Below are 16,936 nucleotides of genomic sequence, written 5' to 3' on the forward strand. Positions count from 1 at the left end.
TTTGATGTTCTTTCTGTGAGGGGTATTTGATGTCGAACGATGTGATGTTTTGGCAGTGGTTGGGGTTTTTCTGCTTTGTTGCTCTTGTCTTTGTTTCTATTTATGCGGCAATGAGGTCTTTTGGGGTTACAAGGAAGGCTTTTTTAAAAAATTTGGCGTTGAGCTTCATTATTATCGCTGTCTCTAAGTTTGTTTATGCGCAAGCTGAGCACTTTGGTTTGACTCAGGTGTGGTTTTCAAAAAAGTGGGTCTTTAACATTCTTTTTGGCGTTGTCTTTGGTCTTATCCTTGGGCTTATTTTTCTAGGGGCAAAGCGTCTTGGTTTTAGGCTTTCATTCTTTGAAAAGGATTGATCTTTTGCTGCATTTTTGGCATGGTCTCTGATTTTTACTTAATAAAGGAGCGGGGCGTATGGTGGTTGCGCGGGACATGTTTTTGAAGGGGCTGGCGTTTTTCTGCGTTATTGGCTTGGTCCTTGGTTTTGCTTATGAGGATGCGGGGCGACCGGTTATGACGTGGGAGGTGTTTTGGCAGGGGGTGGAGATTTCTTGCATTGCTGGAGCGACCCTTTGTTTTATTGTTGTGGGAGCAGACCGTAAGACTGTATCGTGGGGCGTGTTTTTCAAGGCTGTGGTGTTTTGCGCCATTGCTGTAGTGGTTCTTGGCTTTGCTTATAAGGGAGTGAAGCGTTTTGATATATCGTGGGAATTTTTAGTGATAGGAGCGGTGTTTGTTGCATTGCTGGACCTGTCCTTGGTTTTGCTTATGAGGGTGCGGGGTAAGGGGATATCGCGTGGGGTGTCTTTTTTGAGGTTTCTGGTGTTTTGCGGCGTTGTTGGAGCTGTTGTTGGATTGGCGTATAACGGCGCCAATCATATGGGGGGTCATTGGTTTGTGATCTCGAACAATATGGTGTTTGTGGGCACTGTTGGACTTGTTCCTTTTTTTGCTTTGGAGGGGATACGGTGTATGCGTGTACTGTTGGGGTGGTGCTTAAAAAAATGAGCATTTTTCTTTCCCACGGGCGTGGTCTTTGATGTTCTTTCTGTGAGGGGTATTTGATGTCGAACGATGTGATGTTTTGGCAGTGGTTGGGGTTTTTCTGCTTTTTTGCTCTTGCCTTGATTTTTATTTATAAGGGAGCAAAGCGTCGCTCTGTTACAGAGTGGGTGTTTTGGAGATGGGTGGTGCTTTATGGCGTTGTTGCTACCTACCTTGGTTTTGTTTATGTGGGCGTGGGCAGGCGCGCTGTTGACGGAGAGCTGCTCTTGAAGGGGGCGGTGTTTTCTTGCATTTTTGCAACTGTCCTTGGTTTGGTGCATCTGGGTGTCAAGAGTATGCCTGTTGCTTGGCAAGTGTTCGTAAAGGCGGTTATGTTTTGTTGCCTTATGGGCTTTATCCTGTGGTTTGCTGCTGTGGGCGTCAGAGATATGGATAGCATAAGAGCGGTATTCTTAAAGGTTTTGCTCTTGACTGTATTGTTGAAAGTGCTCTTGGGGTTCTTTATACGCGAGCAAAGTGATACGGTGTTACAGAGGTTGTTGCGTGCTTTGAATTTTGTGCTGTTTTGCTGCATTTTGGCACTAATTCTTTGTTTTATCCGTCTGGGAGCAGAGAATCTAGGGTTGAGCTGGCTTTGGTTCTCGAAGGATTGGGTGTTTTTATTCATTTTTGGATTTACCCTTCCTTTTGTTTGTGAGGGAGCAAGGTGTGCGCGTGTTCTAGGGGCTTGGTTCTTGAGGTAGCTGGTGTTTTTTTCTCCATGGGTGTGGTCTTTAATTTTACTGTGGGTTATTTTGGATATTGATGTCGAACGATTTGTTTTTTTTGCTGTTGTTGGTGTTTTCCTACCTTTTTATTGTTGTCGTTATTGGTACTTATAAGCTTTCCAATCGCTTCGATATTCCTTGGTGGCGGGCGGCGTTTTATTGTATTTGTGGTGTTTCCCTCTTTTTGAAGGAAGTGCTGTTTTACTGCATTTTAGGAGTCGTCCTTTTTTTGGCTCTTGAGGGAATGGAGAGTATGGATATACCGTGGGGACTATTGTCCTTGATAGGGATCGTGTTTGCTGTAGTGTTGGAGTGGTTCTTGATTTTGCATATGAGGGGGCGGCAAGATGGGGTGGTGACGCGTTGTTTGTGGCTATTGAAAGGGGTGGTGTTTTGCGCTGTTGTTGGAGCGACCTTTTTTTGTTTGCGTTTGGGAGCAGAGTATATGGGGTTGAGCTGGCTTTGGTTCGCGAAGGATTGGGTGTTTTTCATCATTTGTGGATTTATCCTTCCTGTTGTTTGTGAGGGAGCAAGACGTGCGCGTTTGAAGGCGGAGGCGTTTTTTAAGAGAGTGGGGTTTATGGGGTATTACAGATAACGTCGAGGGAATGATTGTTCAAAAGAACAGCGATAGCGGTAGGTTTGGGGATCAAACCAGAGCCCTATTTTTCCTTCAAAATCACCAGAACGTTGTTTGGCAATATTCATAATGACGCCGGGGCGTTTGGCTAAATCTGCTTTTTCTTGTGCTAGAGAGGCGGCAAAGATTTTATCTTCCAACGACCGATTGCGCCAAATGGTGATAATGTTAAAGGCATTGGCGCCAATTTCTGAGGCGCCTTTAATGTCTTCTGTGCTGGGGATATCTTTATCCAGACCGCCTTTGCGGGCATGGGCGACAAGGTGAATATGCACACTGTTTAAAACAGCCCAATCAACCATTTTATAAACGGCTTGTTCTTGTCTTGCATAATCATCAGAGGCAATGCCAAGCCGCATCAAACTGTCGATGATAAATTGATCGCAGCCATAGCGCGCACGGCAATAGTCAAAGACTTCAAGCAAGGTATCTACGCTTGATTTGCCAACATGTTCATAAAGAATAAGCCCTTCGTCTAAAAAATGAAGAATCCGTTCAATCGTTTCTTTTGTAGGCTGTTCTAAGCCGCCCGTTTGTTTGGTTAAACGGCGGAGTGATTGTTCTCCTTTCATTTCTAGAGACGCTAAGCAAAGGCGACTCTTTTGTGCAATCCAATGGGGAATACAGTCTGATAACAATTGGCTTTTACCTGCACCACTCGCACCACTCCAGAGCGTTAATTCTGCTGGGCGGAAATGCAATTTGTCCTGCAGTTTAGGATAGGGAACCGTATAACCAAGATGTTTTTCAGGCTCTGGCCAAAAAAGCCCAATCACTTGATCTTTATAGTCTGAGGCGCGCCGTAAACCTTCTGGTGCAAAGCTTTGTGCTGAGGAAAAGGCGGCTTTTATGGTGGCGCTATCAATCCCTGCGGTTAAACAATCATTGGCATCTTTGCGGGGTAAACGGACACGGTAGCAACGGTGACGTCCAAGCCTGCTGGCAATTTCACGGGCTGCTTCTTCTCCGGGCGGATCCATATCGGTGGCTAAAAAAATTGTTTCAAAAGATTCTAAATGATCAAATTCATTTTCAATCCAGTTGTGTTTGCCTCCACTTCCTCCTCCAAAGGGAACAGAAACCGCCGGATATCCATAGGCGGCTAAGGAAAGCGCATCAATTTCTCCTTCAGTGATAACAATGGTACGGTTTGTTGAAGAAAGCGTGGGGAATGGCGCCTGTTGGGACGCGTGCGTGGGTGCCTGCTGAGATGCTTGCTGAGGTGCGTGCGTGGAGGGGTGGTTGGTTGTGGCGGTGTTTTGGGATGCCTGCTGGGGTGTGTTTTGGGGTGCTTGCGTGGAGGGGTAGTTGGTTGTGGCGGTGTTTTGGGGCGCCTGCTGAGGTGTGTGTTGGGATGTCTGCTGAGGTGTGTGTTGGGATGCCTGCTGAGGTGTGTGCTGGGATGTGTGTTGGGATGCCTGCTGGGGCGCCTGCTGAGGTGTGTGTTGGGATGTCTGCTGAGGTGTGTTTTGGGGTGCTTGTGTGGAGGCGGGGTTGGTTGTGGCGATGTTTTGGGGCGCCTGCTGAGGTGTGTGCTGGGATGTGTGTTGAGATGCCTGCTGGGGCGCCTGCTGAGGTGTGTGCTGAGATGCCTGCTGAGGTGTGTGTTGGGATGTCTGCTGAGGTGTGTGTTGGGATGCCTGCTGAGATGCTTGCTGAGGTGTGTGTTGGGATGCCTGCTGAGGTGTGTGTTGGGATGCCTGCTGAGGTGTGTGCGTGGAGGGGTGGTTGGTTGAGGGTACCTGCTGGGGTGCCTGCTGAGGTGTGTGTGTGGAGGGGTGGTTGGTTGTGTGCTGAGGCGCCTGCTGAGATGCTTGCTGAGGTGCGTGCGTGGAGGGGGGGGCTGTGGGGCAAAGGGCTTGCCAACCAAACAAAATCGGTTCACATTGGGAAGCTGTTGGTTTGCTTTTTGCTCCTGCTTGCGCGAGCCGTTCTTTGACTAAAGCAAGGGTGCCGTCGGGTTTATAAAAGGGGAAAATGATTTTGTCACCATTTTCTCCTATGCGGTAGCGCTTTATAACCTCTAGAGGAATGTGGCGTTCTTTGTGGAGATAGTTTTTTACCAGATTTTGCGGGGTCTGCCCTTTAGGAACCGGTGGACGGCGATAGGAACGATGAGGGACCATAAAGGGTTTGGGGCGTGTCAAATTGAGAGTTGCGCGTGCTTCTTCTAATGCTTGAGAGAGGCTAATGCCTTTGACTTCACACCAAAGATCTAAAAGATCTCCTCCAGTGCCTTCTGCAAAGTCATACCAAAGTCCTGCTTTACTCCCACTCAAGCAAATTGATAAACTTTGACCCGCTTCACCACGTGTGTTGCCTACAATCCAATTGTTGCCTCGTTTGTGCCCTTGGGGAAGAAGCATTTCTGCTATTCTATCGGCTTGTGAGATAAGTTTTTGTTTGATTTCAAAAATTGTGCTCATGGTCATTCGTGATATGATTGTTGTTTTTCTTAAGATGTAGGAGATAAGGACTCTCTTTTGCTGTTCTCACCGTTCGATCTGATCGTGAAATCTGTGGTGCTATGGGGCTTGCCAGTCTACTTTGAGCGCTTCTTTGTCGCTCTTTTCTTGCCAATAGTCGCCAAACTTCTTGGCTTTGCTAATGGGGTTGGCTTTTACTCAAACCTTCTGAAATGGCTCTGTTGATGTCTGATTGCCAAGAGCATGGGAAGTGGTGTCTTGGGGAAAGGAGGAAGGGGGGTGTAAGAAGAGCGGGGTGGATCTGCCTGAGGTTTTGTGCATGCTGGGGGTCCTGTTGGGTTATGTGTTGTGGCGCTTGTTGGGGTGTTTTGTTGCCAAAGAGTTTGCTTTTCGTTGAAGGTTTTTTGAAATGGCTCTGTTGATGTCTGTTTGCCAATGTTCAGAAAGCCGGTGCTCTTTGGAAAGGGCGGTAATTGGAAGAAGGGTGTTGCTCGAGAAAGAGGAGGTGGATACAGAGAGGCTGGCGAGCCTTGTTTGAAGGGTATGATCTTTGCTGAAAGTTTCTGAAACTGCCGCGTTGATAACTATTTGCCAAGTGCATGGAAGACGGTGCTCTTGGGCAATTGTGAGGCAGTGGGTTTTTTGTTGGAAGAAGGCGGGATGGATACACAGAGGCTGGAGAGCTTTTGTGTTCCTTTGCGTGCAAGAGATGGGCTTGTGTAGGGCGAACACTTTTGTGGTGAGAGTAGTAGGGGTGATGTTGGCTCGTTTTGCTGTATGAAGAGCTTATTTCATTGTTGTTTTTGTTATTATTTTTATGGTTTTGAAACATTTTTTGTCTCCGCGCGTGCTTGAAAAATAGGTTGTTCGTGTGATGTCAAAAATTGTCGCTATAGTTGATCAAACTGCGGTAAAGCATGTCGTTGTTCTCAGAGATGAAAGATGAGGAGCTCCCCTGTTTTTGCTGTTCTAGCCGTTCGATTTCACGGCGAAACCAGTTGCGCCATGTGGCTTGCCAGTCTACTTTGAGAGCTTCTTTGCCGCTTTTGGCTTGCCAATAGTCGCGAAACTTCTTTTCTTGCCAATGAGCTTGGCTTTCACTTAAACCTTCTGAAACTGCTGCCTTGATGTCTGCTTGCCAATGCTCAGGAAGGCGATGCCCTTTGGCAACTGAGGCAGTGGGTTTTTTGTTGGAAGAAGGCGGAATGGATACAGAGAGGCTGGGTGGGAGTGTGGTGGCGGATTTTGTTTTTTCCTCCGTGACAATTTGTGCAATAGGGGCAGGGGCAAAATCGGTTTGGGGAGCGTTTAAAGAGGGGGCGTTTTTTTGCTCCGCTTCTTCTTGTGGAGGGGAAGGGAGAGCAGAATCAAGAGCCGATGAGGGTGATGGGTGATCGCTTTGTTCAAAGTTCTCTTCGCAGGAAAAACAAGGTTCTGTCTCATCAAACAAAATTTTCTTTTCTAAAACACCGTAAGGTGTTTCCTTTTCTTCTGTCTTTTGAGCTTCTGAGCTTTGTGCAGCATCTTTTGTACTCTCGTTAAGCAGTTGTTGAATCTCAGCATTGATTTTCTTGCGTTTTTTTGCCGAAGAACGACCCGCAAAGGATTTTTGTTCAAGCAATTTTTCACGCTCTTGAAAAACATTTTCGCAACGCTTGTTCCATAATCCATTGGCTAAATTTAAAATCTTACCCTCTTGGATGAGCATTTCTAAAACATTAACAAAAGTTCGCTTGTCACAACCACAAAGACGCGCTAAACGTTCTTTCGATATTTCTAGAGGACGGCCGCGTGCATACATTTCATTGAGAAGAATCGTATAGATTCCAATTTCGTGTGCGCGCATCCCACGTACGCCTCCTAGAAAGTCATTTTGATACCAACAAACATATGGAAGCCTAGACGATTCATAATGAGGAGTTTCTTGTTGATTAGCGTGTTTCATACTGCAATCTACTTTCTTCTTTTTTATACATTTTTATTGATGATAAAAGCGCAAATAAGGATTTAACTTGTGTTGTGTTGGGCTCTGTTCGATGATGACGAGAGGCTTCTTTACGACGCTTATAAATGATTGGGTGTGCTTGAAACGCATGCAAACTTACGATTTAAGATTGCGGTGATGGAAAAAATAAAGAGTACCACACATTTTCAATGTATCTGCTTTGGGCAGCAACTTTGGGAGGTGGTTTTGTATATCCTATAGGGTGGTTAAAGTGTTTTTATGATCCAAAAATAAAAAAATTTTCTCCCTAAAAAGTAAAATTTGTTTCCTTAATTTTATCCTTTTTAGAGGATAATGCAAGCTCGTTTTATAAAAAGGACGTGTTTTTTTAAAAAGACGCGCTATATGGTGAAATTATGAATATCGATGGTTGGCGTCAAAGATTAAGGATCGCTTTTGAAAAAAGTGGGCGGTCAAAAAGATCTATCTCCCTCTCTGCCGGTAAAGGTGCGGGGTACCTTCATTCTATTCTTTCTGAAGGAAAAGAACCAACAATCGAATCTCTTTCGCGAATTTGTCACGAAATTAATATCAGTATGAATTATATTCTTTACGGTAAAGGGGCTAGCCCTGAAGATAAAGAATTTATAGAGCTTATTTCAAAACTCTCTCCGCAAGAGAGGCAGGCGATTTTGACTCTTTTGCGGCGACCCGTTGACGAAGCTCCAAAATAACTTCCTTCTGTGCTTTTGAATCAAGACGACTCCAGTATTTTATTAATATCATATCACTCATTTTATCTCTCCTGTGTGTTTATAATTGCAATCGAGTAAGAACAAATAGAGAACAACAAAGGGACATGAGAGGAACAAAGAATAATAGATTTTTATTTACATATGTCATTTGAACCCCGCAGAGATTTAAAATATATCTTTTATGAAGGATAAAATGGTTGACATCTCTCCTATAGAGGATATAAGACTAACGCTATATTTAGTCTTGTCAAGACAAGGTTATGCTTTATCAACTATCTAAAGGGGGAAATAATGAAAAATATTCCATTCGTTAAAGAGGATGAAATCATTATCGTTTTATGCGAAGAGGAAAATCCTGATACTTATGAAGGACCAATTGACGAAATCGAAGAAGTGCTCGAATTGATTGAAGAATGTGAAACTGTTTATAGAGTTTTACGACTCGATCTGACAACTTCTCATGCTGAAGATGTTACGGAAAAAATCGCTGATTTTTATGTCGAAAATCATGAAATGAATGAAGAAAATACGCCATTGCAGCCCTTCGTTTTGAATAGTGAAGCTTATCATGCTTGTTTAAATGAAAGAGCGGCTTGCGATTATGAAGATAATCTCTATGGCTCTTATGAAAAACAGCATCGTTTACGGCCATGTGATGTCTTGACAGATTATTGGTGGTAAACATGCCAAGTTATCTCAAGACTTCTTATCAAGGGATTCCACTTTATTATGCTGGAAATGCGCGAAATTTAATCAGACTCGAACCACAAAAACACAACGCTATTCTTTTCATATCGCAAGAGGTGGCTCTGTTGATGGTAAAAAAATTGGAGGAAGAATATTGTCGTCATGATTTTTCCGTCGTGCAATAGCTAGATTGAAAAAGGAAGCCGCAATGATGGGCCCAAATGCTTTTTTATTGCGGTGACCATGATGCGCGTTATGTTTTCCTTCTTGGGGGGGGGAGCGTTTTGCGGGAAATTTTTTAGCCGATATGAGAGAGAGGGGGGTATGAAGAAAAGAGCCTATATGTGAGAAATTGTGGGCGTTTTGCGAGGGGAAAAGCTGTCGGCTGAGTTTCACATTGGGGAGATTGAGGAAATGGAGGGAGAGGTAACTATTAGTGGCTTGGAGTGAATAGAAAGCATGTTGTAGAACGAACATGAGGCTTAGGAGGAAGAGAAGAAGCAGTACAGCATTGAGCAGAGGCAAAGTTTTATAAAAAGGAAAGAGCAGAGGAGGAAAAGCAAGAGGGGATTTGGAGTGAATAGAAAGCATGTTGGGAAATGGAGGAAGATGTTTGAAGGGGGAATTAAGACCGTTAAAGTTTGTTTAGACGTATTGGGACACGTGTGTTCTGGGAGCTTTTGTGTTGCGTGTTAAGGGGGGGCATTATTTTACTCATGAAAGGGCAAGTGCTTTTTTATTGCGGTGACCATGATGCGCGTTATGTTTTCCTTCTTGGGGGGCTTTGCGGGAAATTTTAGCCGATATGAGAAGCCGATATGAGAGAGAGGGGGGCATGAAGAAAAGAGCCTATGGATGAGAAATTGTGGGCGCTTTGCGAGGGGAAAAGCTGTCGGCTGAGTTTCACATTGGGGAGATTGAGGAAATGGAGGGAGAGGTAACTATTAGTGGCTTGGAGTGAATAGAAAGCATGTTGTAGAACGAACATGAGGCTTAGGAGGAAGAGAAGAAGCAGTACAGCATTGAGCAGAGGCAAAGTTTTATAAAAAGGAAAGAGCAGAGGAGGAAAAGCAAGAGGGGATTTGGAGTGAATAGAAAGCATGTTGGGAAATGGAGGAAGATGTTTGAAGGGGGAATTAAGACCGTTAAAGTTTGTTTAGACGTATTGGGACACGTGTGTTCTGGGAGCTTTTGTGTTGCGTGTTAAGGGGGGGCATTATTTTACTCATGAAAGGGCAAGTGCTTTTTTATTGCGGTGACCATGATGCGCGTTATGTTTTCTTTCTTAGGGGGCTTTGCGGGAAATTTTAGCTGATATGAGAAGCCGATATGAGAGAGAGGGGGGCATGAAGAAAAGAGCCTATATGTGAGAAATTGTGGGCGCTTTGCGAAGGGAAAAGCTGTTGGCTGAGTTTCATTGGGGAATTGAGAAACTTGCGGGGGGGATGTTGGGGGGCAGTTTTTGTGTTTTCGGGGGTACAATACTTGAAGGATGCATTGAAGGATGCTGTCGCTTTTAGTCTGTGTGAGGGACACTGCTTAAACAGGGATACAGCTTAAAAAATGTGAATGTTTCAAAGAGAATATATTGCAAAAAAAACTTTAAAGGTGAAGGGGAGAAATACTATGCCAATCATTATCGATTGTGTTCAGGGAACAGAAGAATGGATGAAAGTGCGTAATGGTTTGATTACGGCTTCTTTGTTTGAGATGGTTATGGCACAAAAAAAACAGGGGCAAAAAACTTCACGATATCATAGTGTGATGATGAAATTGGCGGGAGAAAGAATTACAGGAAAAACCGTTGAGGAAGGAACAACAGTTTCTCAGCGACGCGGGACAGAATTAGAACCAATCGCACGACAGCTCTATGCAAAACTTACGCATACAGAACCTGAATGTATTGGCTTTGTTTTGGCAGATGATCGCGGACAAGGATTTTCTCCCGATGCTTTTGTGGGAGAAAATGGCTTATTAGAAATTAAAACAAAAAAACCTGAAATTTTGATCCCTCATTTCATGCAAAAGACTTTTCCAGCAGAACATAAAGCACAATGTCAAGGTGGGTTATGGATTTCTCAACGCGAATGGGTGGATTTAATGCTCTATTGGCCTGATATGCCACCTTTGATTAAACGTGCTTATCGTGATGAAGCGTATATTTACAAGCTGGAAAATGAAATTAGCCGTTTTAATGAGGCTTTGGAGAAGATGGTACAGCAAATTAAGTGTGTTGGGACAGGTTTTAGTATAAGGACAGAAATTGCTCTGAAGGAAAGGAAAAACAGAGAGCGGGGAGCGAATGCAAAGCGTCTGTTGGTGGGAAACACAAGAATGAGGCGGGCAAGAAAGGGATCTGTACAGCGTTGAGGAGGGGTAAAGTTTTATAAAAAGGAAAGAGCAGAGGGGGAAAAGCAAAGTGGGGTGTTTGAGGAAAGCGCAAGGAGGGAGCTTGGAATGAATATGAAAGCATGTTGGAAAATGGAGGAAGATGTTTGAAGGGGGAATTAAGACCGTTAAAGCTTATTTAGGCGTATTGAGCACGTTGTTGTTCTGGGAGCTTTTATGTTGAGTGTTAGGGAGGCACCAATAAATAAGGCAAGAGCTTTTCTTACTGAGAGAGTGCTGCGTATGATATTTTCGTTGATGGAGGATTCAATGGAGGTGATTGGTGTTTGCAGAAAAAGAGGAGAGGGGTAAGAGAAGAATAAACAAAAGAAGAATAAAATGGTGCTGCGAGAGAGGATTGAACTCTCGACCTCTCCCTTACCAAGGGAGTGCTCTACCACTGAGCTACCGCAGCCCCTTTTCAATCTTTGCGCTGTCTTGTGCCATATTGTCAGAAAATAGGCAAGAGAACATTTGTATATTCTTGCAAGAAAACGTATCTTATGTCATGACATATGTTTCTTATACGCTTGAATATTTAAGGTTATGAGTTGCTTGGATAGAAGCTCAACACTGTTTAAAAGGTTGCGCAATGACACAAATGCATCAAAAACAAAAACAAAATGAAATGAATCATCAAGATGAAAAAGCAAAACGACGTCAAGAAAGATTGGCGCAACAATTGCGTCAAAACCTGAAACGTCGAAAAGAGCAAAGCCGACAAAGAGCGCAAACAGAGCTCTAAAATGCAAAAAAATGTTTTTTAGTGAAGCTTTGCAACCAAACTTCTCAATAATTTGTTCTCATATTTAGAATGCGTTCTAAAACGATTAATAAAGCATAACTTCTCGAAGGGGGAAAAACCTTTGGAAGGGCAGGCACAAAGGAAAAGAGGGAAAACACGATGGATTCTATTCAAATTATTGGGGGAAAAAAACTTAAAGGAACAATTCCTATCTCAGGGGCAAAAAATGCTGCATTGCCTCTTATGATTGCGGCGCTTTTGACAGAAGAAACGCTCACTTTAGAAAATATTCCTCATCTGGCTGATGTCGAACTGCTTATTCGTATCCTCAATAATCATGGTGTTGGATATGCCGTTGATGGACAAGAGTTTAACGATGAGTGTGTGAATTCAAGAACAATTCATTTTACTGCGCAAAAAATAGCGACAACACGGGCGCCCTACGAACTGGTGAAAAAAATGCGCGCAAGCTTTTGGGTTATCGGACCTCTCCTTGCACGATGCTTAGAGGCTTATGTTTCGCTTCCTGGAGGATGCGCTATCGGAACCAGACCTGTCGATTTTATCCTTGAGGGGCTCAAAACTTTAGGCGCACAGATTACGATCGAAAATGGATATGTTCATGCAAAAGCACCAAGGGGGTTAAAAGGTGCTCACTATCGTTTCCCTAAAGTTACTGTTGGTGGAACCCATGTAATGCTTATGGCGGCGACAATGGCAAAGGGAACAACCTTTCTTGAGAATGCAGCTTGTGAACCAGAAGTGGCAAATCTTATTCGAACTTTGAATGCTATGGGGGCTCAAATAACTGGTGAGGGAACAACAACGCTTACAATTGAAGGGGTTAAAAAACTTAAAGGAACAAAAATACGCGTTATTGCTGATCGAATCGAAGCGGGGACATATGCAATGGCTGTTGCTATGACAGGAGGCGATGTCTTTCTTAAAAATGCAAATCCTAATCACCTCACAAAAGTGCTTAAGGTGCTCCAAAAAACAGGGCTCGAGATTCAAATAGAACCTCAAGGAATTCATGTTAAGCGAAATCCAAAGAACACCAAAATTATGCCTGTTGATATTAAAACAGGACCTTATCCTGCTTTTCCAACCGATCTCCAAGCGCAATTCATGGCGCTCATGACACGGGCTGAAGGCATTGCGCATATTACAGAGACGATTTTCGAAAATCGTTTTATGCATGTTCAAGAACTCAATCGTTTAGGGGCTTCGATAAAGCTTGATGGGCAAACGGCAACCGTTTATGGAACAGAGAATTTGCAAGGGGCTCCCGTTATGGCGACGGATTTGCGCGCTTCTGTTTCTCTTGTGATTGCAGCATTGGCAGCAAAGGGGGAAACAATCGTTAATCGTGTCTATCATCTTGATCGTGGATTTGAGAGATTAGAGGAAAAATTAGTCCGTTGTGGCGCAAAAATCCAACGCATCACAGTGTAATTCTCTTCAAAGGTATTCGGTCTCCCTTTAAGGGGCTTGATCTCAGACAACAAGGGTTGTTAATCCTCTCAATAAACGCGGGGCTCTCATGGTTTTGGAGTTTTTACGAGTTGGCATAAGCGTTTGAGAGGCGGGTGGGGCTTCATAAAACAAACAAATAGAGACTTGTATCATTGTTCTCAGTGTCGTTTACGGCGCTTATGACACGGGGTTGAGGGAACCACGCATATTACAGAGACGGTTTTCGAAAATCGTTTCATGCATGTTCAAGAACTCAATCGCTTGAGGGTGCAGATAAAGTGCCATGGGCGAGAGGGCAACTATCTCATGGAACAGAGAATTTGGAACAGAGAATTTGGAAGGGGCTCCCGTTATGGCGACGGTTTTGTATTTGCGCGCTTGTTGTTTCTTTTGTATTTGTGTTCGTTGTATTATCATTGTCAAAGCAAAGTATTAAAGAATATATATTCAAAATGATAGTAAATATTCACAGTATTTATTGTTTTTTAATATAAAAATATGGTAATAAAATAATTTATGTACTTTTATAGTATTTATAATTATTCAAGGAAAATAAAATGAAGAAGACTTTTAAATTATTGAGTGCTTTATTGATTATGATTGGATGTTATCAAGCTCAATTGCCTCAAACGATTGCAGGTACATGGAAAAAGTCTGGTGCAAATCAACTTGAAAAAAAAGTTCTTTATGATGACCCTGAAGATTTTCAGAATGACCCCGCTTATATAGAATGGTGTATAGTACATGACAAGAATCCGGAGTGTAATCCTTTAAAATCTCGCAATCCATGGAAGTTTAGTAGAACTCTTGGGCACGGGTATTGATGAAAAGGGCGATGTAATTTCTTTAATTGATGAAAAAATGAATATGGAAAACCTATAAAAGACGACCATAACAAAAAAGTCGCTTCATTCTTTAAAAGCTGAGGATGGCATTGTTAATGGGGTGCCGATAAAGTGCCCATGGACTAGAAGGAAATGCATCTCATAAAACAGAGTAGGGGTGCTCGTCATGACGCCTGATTTGTACGCTTTTTCTTGTCTTTGTTTTTCTTCCGCTTTAAAGGATGCATATTCCTGACTTAAGGGCTGTTTTGTAAAAAGTTCGGATTCTGTTGGCGCGGTTTGACCTACTCCTGACTACTCCATGTGGTTCACTTTAAAAAGGCTCTACGGGATAAGTCATGCCCATTTATTACACACTCTAAAAAAACACTTAAATATGTGAAGTTTTACATGCCTTATATCACGGCTCTAAACAACGATGTTTTACGGAAAAATATGATAAACCGCGCTTTTTTTTCAGTGAACACTAATGCGTATTGTTATTGGTTTTTTTTCTGTTAAGAAGCATATACAGTGTCGTAAAAGAGTTAAGTAAGAAATTTAAATAGCGCGTGAAGCATCAAAGAAACTTTGGAAAAATTTTTGAAAAAATTAGTTTAGGGGCGCTTTTTATAAAAGCCCGTCTTAGAGAGGCAGATAAGTCTTTCATCTGAAGATGGCTTGCTTTATGTTTCAAAACTTGATAAAAATTCAAAAAATATAAAAACTTCGAAAAAAATAGGAAGAGAAGCTTTTTCTGATATGCGGGGGGAAAATGGTTAATAAATTAGACAAAAAACAGATTATATTTTTAGTATTGCCATTCATATTTTCAATCATTGTAGCTTTTTTGGTCAATATAACGATCAATAACATTACAGAAAATGGAACGACGCCTGATGCTTATTGGTTTGTAAGATCAAAGCCACTGGATATTTTAATCCTTATTGCACTTTCATGTTCTTCATTCATCTTATTACAAAAAAGGCATATCAGAAAAAATATCATTATTTCGTCCATGATCATCTTTGGTTTGTTTGCAGCTTATTATAGTGCAAATGAATATATCAGACTCAGTCCCTATGTAGGTCAAAATAATATGACATGGGCGGATGTTTTTCCTTTCTTTGATAGGATGGTTTTAGGGGGTGTTATTGTTGGCATTGTTATCCTTGGTTACACGATAAAACGATCATTACCTAAAGCTTCACCTTTGAAAAATTCAAAAAATACAATCTTTGGTGGTGTTCAATGGATGAGTATGAAACGCCTTGAAAAGATTTTTCCAAGTGATGGCGAAGTCGTCATAGGAGAGCGCTATAGAGTCGACGAAGATGTTGTTAAAGATGTCAAATTTGATCCTAAAGACAAAACAACATGGGGAAAAGGTGGTAGACAGCCATTGTTAACATACAAACTTAATTTTGATTCAACTCATATGTTATTTTTCGCTGGTTCTGGTAGTTATAAAACAGCCAGTAATGTTATTCCAACTTGTCTCAAATATTCCGGTCCACTGGTCGTTTTTGACCCTTCAACTGAAATCGCTCCAATGGTAAAAAAAACAAGGGAGCTGTCAAAAAGAGAAGTATACGTTCTTGATCCTCATGGTTCTTCAACAAAAACTTTTAACCCTTTAGATTGGCTGTTAGATGAAAATCTCCCCCTTTATGAAAGAGAAGCGGGTGTGGTTGAAGTTGCTAGACTCCTTCTTTCTGAAAACGACAAATCAACTTCGACTGATCAATTTTTTGTATTACAAGCACATAATTTGTTAACAGGGCTTCTTGCGCATATTGTCTTTTCTGATGAATACGCAGTAAAGGAAAAAAACTTAAAAACCCTTCACACGATCATGTCAATGCCAGAACCCTCTGTGATTGGAAAATTGCAATCTATACGATCAAATTCTTCATCGCAATTTATTCGTGAAACCCTTGGCGTTTTTACAAACATGGCTGAACAAACTTTCTCAGGTGTCTATGCTACTGCTGCAAAAGATATACAATGGCTTTCACTCTCTAACTATGCAGATCTTATCAGTGGTCATGATTTTAAAACTACCGATATAACAAAGGGAAATATTGATATTTTTCTAAATATCCCCTCAAAAATTTTAAAATCTTATCCAGGTGTTGGGCGTATCCTTGTTGGCTCTTTTCTCAGAGCTATGGAAGCTGCTAATGGTAATTATGCAAAAAGAGCGCTCTTTATTTTAGATAATGCTGATCTTTTAGGATATATGAACATTTTAGAAGAAGCACGTGATCATGGACGCAAATATGGTATATCTCTCATGCTTTTTTACAAGTCTGTAGATCAAATAGAACACTATTTCGGTTCGTCAGGCGTTATGACATGGTTTGAAAATTGTGCTTTTGTAAGCTATGCCGCAATAAAAGATATTAAAACTGCTGAAAATATATCTAAGGCATGTGGTCAAATGACCATTGAAGTGAAAGATTCAAGCAAACCTCTAGGAGGATTCCATACAAGAGGGACAGAAAATATAAGCACCCAGCATAGACCTTTAATATATCCACATGAAATAACACGAAACATGCGAAAAGACGAACAGATTATTCTTATGCAAGGGCAACCACCTATCCGTTGTGGACGCTCTATCTATTTTAGACGTAAGGATTTAACAGCTCTTACTAATGAAAATAGCTTTTCTTCTCAATAAAGCACTTGTTTTTTAGTTAAAATGAATAAAATATTGTTGTATTTTGGGATGATATAATTAGAGATAAATTATTTTTATAGTACATTTTTATAGTACAGTGGCTTGAAAATGGGAGAGTCATGAGCAGTCTTTCTGCTAAGAAAACAAAACACCAAAGAAGAAAGATTAGATGCAAAACAGAGCATTGCTTCAACTATAATGCGTGGGGGTGTTCAAGATAATACGTAGAATATTCGTTTGGATATTTAAAACAATACGTAGAATGTTGGCTGTGATATTTAAAAGGTTGCTTTACGCAATCTTCCTTATTTTATTATTCATTCGTAAACCAGTTTTTGCCTTCTTAAACTTCTTTGCTGGTGGCTTGGCTTTATTCCTATTTTTTCTTTTTTTCGGATACACAGCAGGAGCTGCACCCTATGAACACCAAACAGCAATGGTCATTGGTGGTATCATCATGATATTTCTTTGCTTGTTTGCTCATGATGCCTATGAAAGGTTTTTACTACGTCTAGCATCTCTTGATTATGATCTTATACTTATTTCAATAAATAGAGCTCACTTCGTTCACACATAATTTAATCAAAAATGAGAG

15 protein-coding genes, 1 tRNA gene and 1 pseudogene are annotated in these 16,936 nt (G+C 41.8%); 14 read left to right on the forward strand and 3 right to left on the reverse strand.

All coding sequences use genetic code 11. From position 1 onward, the window contains the following. Positions 1–29 precede the first annotated feature (29 nt). The 4 genes from ACFIJR_RS03910 (at position 30) to ACFIJR_RS03925 (ending at position 2,367) form a co-directional block, all read left to right on the forward strand. Entirely contained in the window at positions 30–353 is a 324-nt protein-coding gene (locus tag ACFIJR_RS03910) for a hypothetical protein (RefSeq protein ID WP_375653660.1), read from the forward strand. A gap of 58 nt (positions 354–411) precedes the next feature. Beyond that, a complete protein-coding gene (locus ACFIJR_RS03915) occupies positions 412–1,005 on the forward strand; it encodes a hypothetical protein (protein ID WP_375653661.1) in 594 nt (197 codons plus the stop codon). Between the two features lie 56 nt (positions 1,006–1,061). After that, the gene (locus tag ACFIJR_RS03920; RefSeq protein WP_375653663.1) at positions 1,062–1,745 is read left to right on the forward strand and encodes a hypothetical protein; all 684 of its coding nucleotides are present in this window, start codon (positions 1,062–1,064) and stop codon (positions 1,743–1,745) included. 61 nt (positions 1,746–1,806) lie between these two features. Beyond that, positions 1,807–2,367 carry a hypothetical protein gene (locus tag ACFIJR_RS03925; RefSeq protein ID WP_375626393.1) on the forward strand — a complete coding sequence of 187 codons (561 nt, stop codon included), beginning with the start codon at positions 1,807–1,809 and terminating at the stop codon, positions 2,365–2,367. On the opposite strand, the gene ACFIJR_RS03930 is transcribed toward ACFIJR_RS03925, so the two are convergent. Together ACFIJR_RS03930 and ACFIJR_RS03935 are read right to left on the reverse strand one after the other, a co-directional pair. Then, positions 2,358–4,835 (reverse strand): toprim domain-containing protein, encoded by a 2,478-nt coding sequence (locus ACFIJR_RS03930; protein ID WP_404978546.1) that lies wholly within the window; start codon positions 4,833–4,835, stop codon positions 2,358–2,360. The two genes, ACFIJR_RS03925 and ACFIJR_RS03930, sit on opposite strands and share 10 nt — an antisense overlap. 877 nt (positions 4,836–5,712) lie before the next feature. Then, positions 5,713–6,780, reverse strand: coding sequence for a DUF1376 domain-containing protein (locus ACFIJR_RS03935; RefSeq protein ID WP_375648437.1), 1,068 nt, complete (start codon positions 6,778–6,780; stop codon positions 5,713–5,715). Between the two features lie 416 nt (positions 6,781–7,196). On the opposite strand from ACFIJR_RS03935, the gene ACFIJR_RS03940 reads away from it, so the two are divergent. The 4 genes from ACFIJR_RS03940 (at position 7,197) to ACFIJR_RS03955 (ending at position 10,592) form a co-directional block, all read left to right on the forward strand. Further along, positions 7,197–7,514 (forward strand): XRE family transcriptional regulator, encoded by a 318-nt coding sequence (locus tag ACFIJR_RS03940; protein WP_375625349.1) that lies wholly within the window; start codon positions 7,197–7,199, stop codon positions 7,512–7,514. A gap of 312 nt (positions 7,515–7,826) precedes the next feature. Further along, positions 7,827–8,216, forward strand: coding sequence for a hypothetical protein (locus ACFIJR_RS03945; RefSeq protein ID WP_375626389.1), 390 nt, complete (start codon positions 7,827–7,829; stop codon positions 8,214–8,216). Between the two features lie 2 nt (positions 8,217–8,218). Further along, a complete protein-coding gene (locus ACFIJR_RS03950; protein WP_375626388.1) occupies positions 8,219–8,407 on the forward strand; it encodes a hypothetical protein in 189 nt (62 codons plus the stop codon). A gap of 1,441 nt (positions 8,408–9,848) precedes the next feature. After that, positions 9,849–10,592 carry a lambda exonuclease family protein gene (locus ACFIJR_RS03955; RefSeq protein WP_375626382.1) on the forward strand — a complete coding sequence of 248 codons (744 nt, stop codon included), beginning with the start codon at positions 9,849–9,851 and terminating at the stop codon, positions 10,590–10,592. Positions 10,593–10,950: 358 nt separating this feature from the next. Here ACFIJR_RS03955 and ACFIJR_RS03960 read toward each other — a convergent pair. Then, positions 10,951–11,025 (reverse strand) — tRNA-Thr (locus ACFIJR_RS03960). 177 nt (positions 11,026–11,202) lie between these two features. On the opposite strand from ACFIJR_RS03960, the gene ACFIJR_RS03965 reads away from it, so the two are divergent. From ACFIJR_RS03965 to ACFIJR_RS03990, 6 genes and pseudogenes are all read left to right on the forward strand, one after another. Next, positions 11,203–11,355 carry a hypothetical protein gene (locus ACFIJR_RS03965; protein WP_015856869.1) on the forward strand — a complete coding sequence of 51 codons (153 nt, stop codon included), beginning with the start codon at positions 11,203–11,205 and terminating at the stop codon, positions 11,353–11,355. A gap of 159 nt (positions 11,356–11,514) precedes the next feature. After that, positions 11,515–12,810: a UDP-N-acetylglucosamine 1-carboxyvinyltransferase gene (gene murA / locus ACFIJR_RS03970; RefSeq protein ID WP_375653664.1), complete on the forward strand. Its 1,296-nt coding sequence runs from the start codon at positions 11,515–11,517 to the stop codon at positions 12,808–12,810. Between the two features lie 188 nt (positions 12,811–12,998). Next, positions 12,999–13,198 (forward strand): annotated as a pseudogene (locus tag ACFIJR_RS03975) (UDP-N-acetylglucosamine 1-carboxyvinyltransferase); the annotation flags it as partial. Positions 13,199–13,388: 190 nt separating this feature from the next. Next, complete coding sequence (locus tag ACFIJR_RS03980; protein ID WP_375625354.1) at positions 13,389–13,655, forward strand: hypothetical protein; 267 nt, start codon at positions 13,389–13,391, stop codon at positions 13,653–13,655. Positions 13,656–14,430: 775 nt separating this feature from the next. After that, positions 14,431–16,341, forward strand: coding sequence for a Ti-type conjugative transfer system protein TraG (gene traG / locus ACFIJR_RS03985; RefSeq protein ID WP_375653666.1), 1,911 nt, complete (start codon positions 14,431–14,433; stop codon positions 16,339–16,341). Between the two features lie 262 nt (positions 16,342–16,603). Then, a complete protein-coding gene (locus ACFIJR_RS03990) occupies positions 16,604–16,918 on the forward strand; it encodes a hypothetical protein (protein ID WP_375625356.1) in 315 nt (104 codons plus the stop codon). Positions 16,919–16,936 lie beyond the last annotated feature (18 nt).

This window comes from Bartonella sp. OD88NMGDW (genome assembly GCF_042193775.1).
In the GTDB taxonomy this organism is placed as follows: Bacteria; Pseudomonadota; Alphaproteobacteria; order Rhizobiales; family Rhizobiaceae; genus Bartonella; species Bartonella grahamii.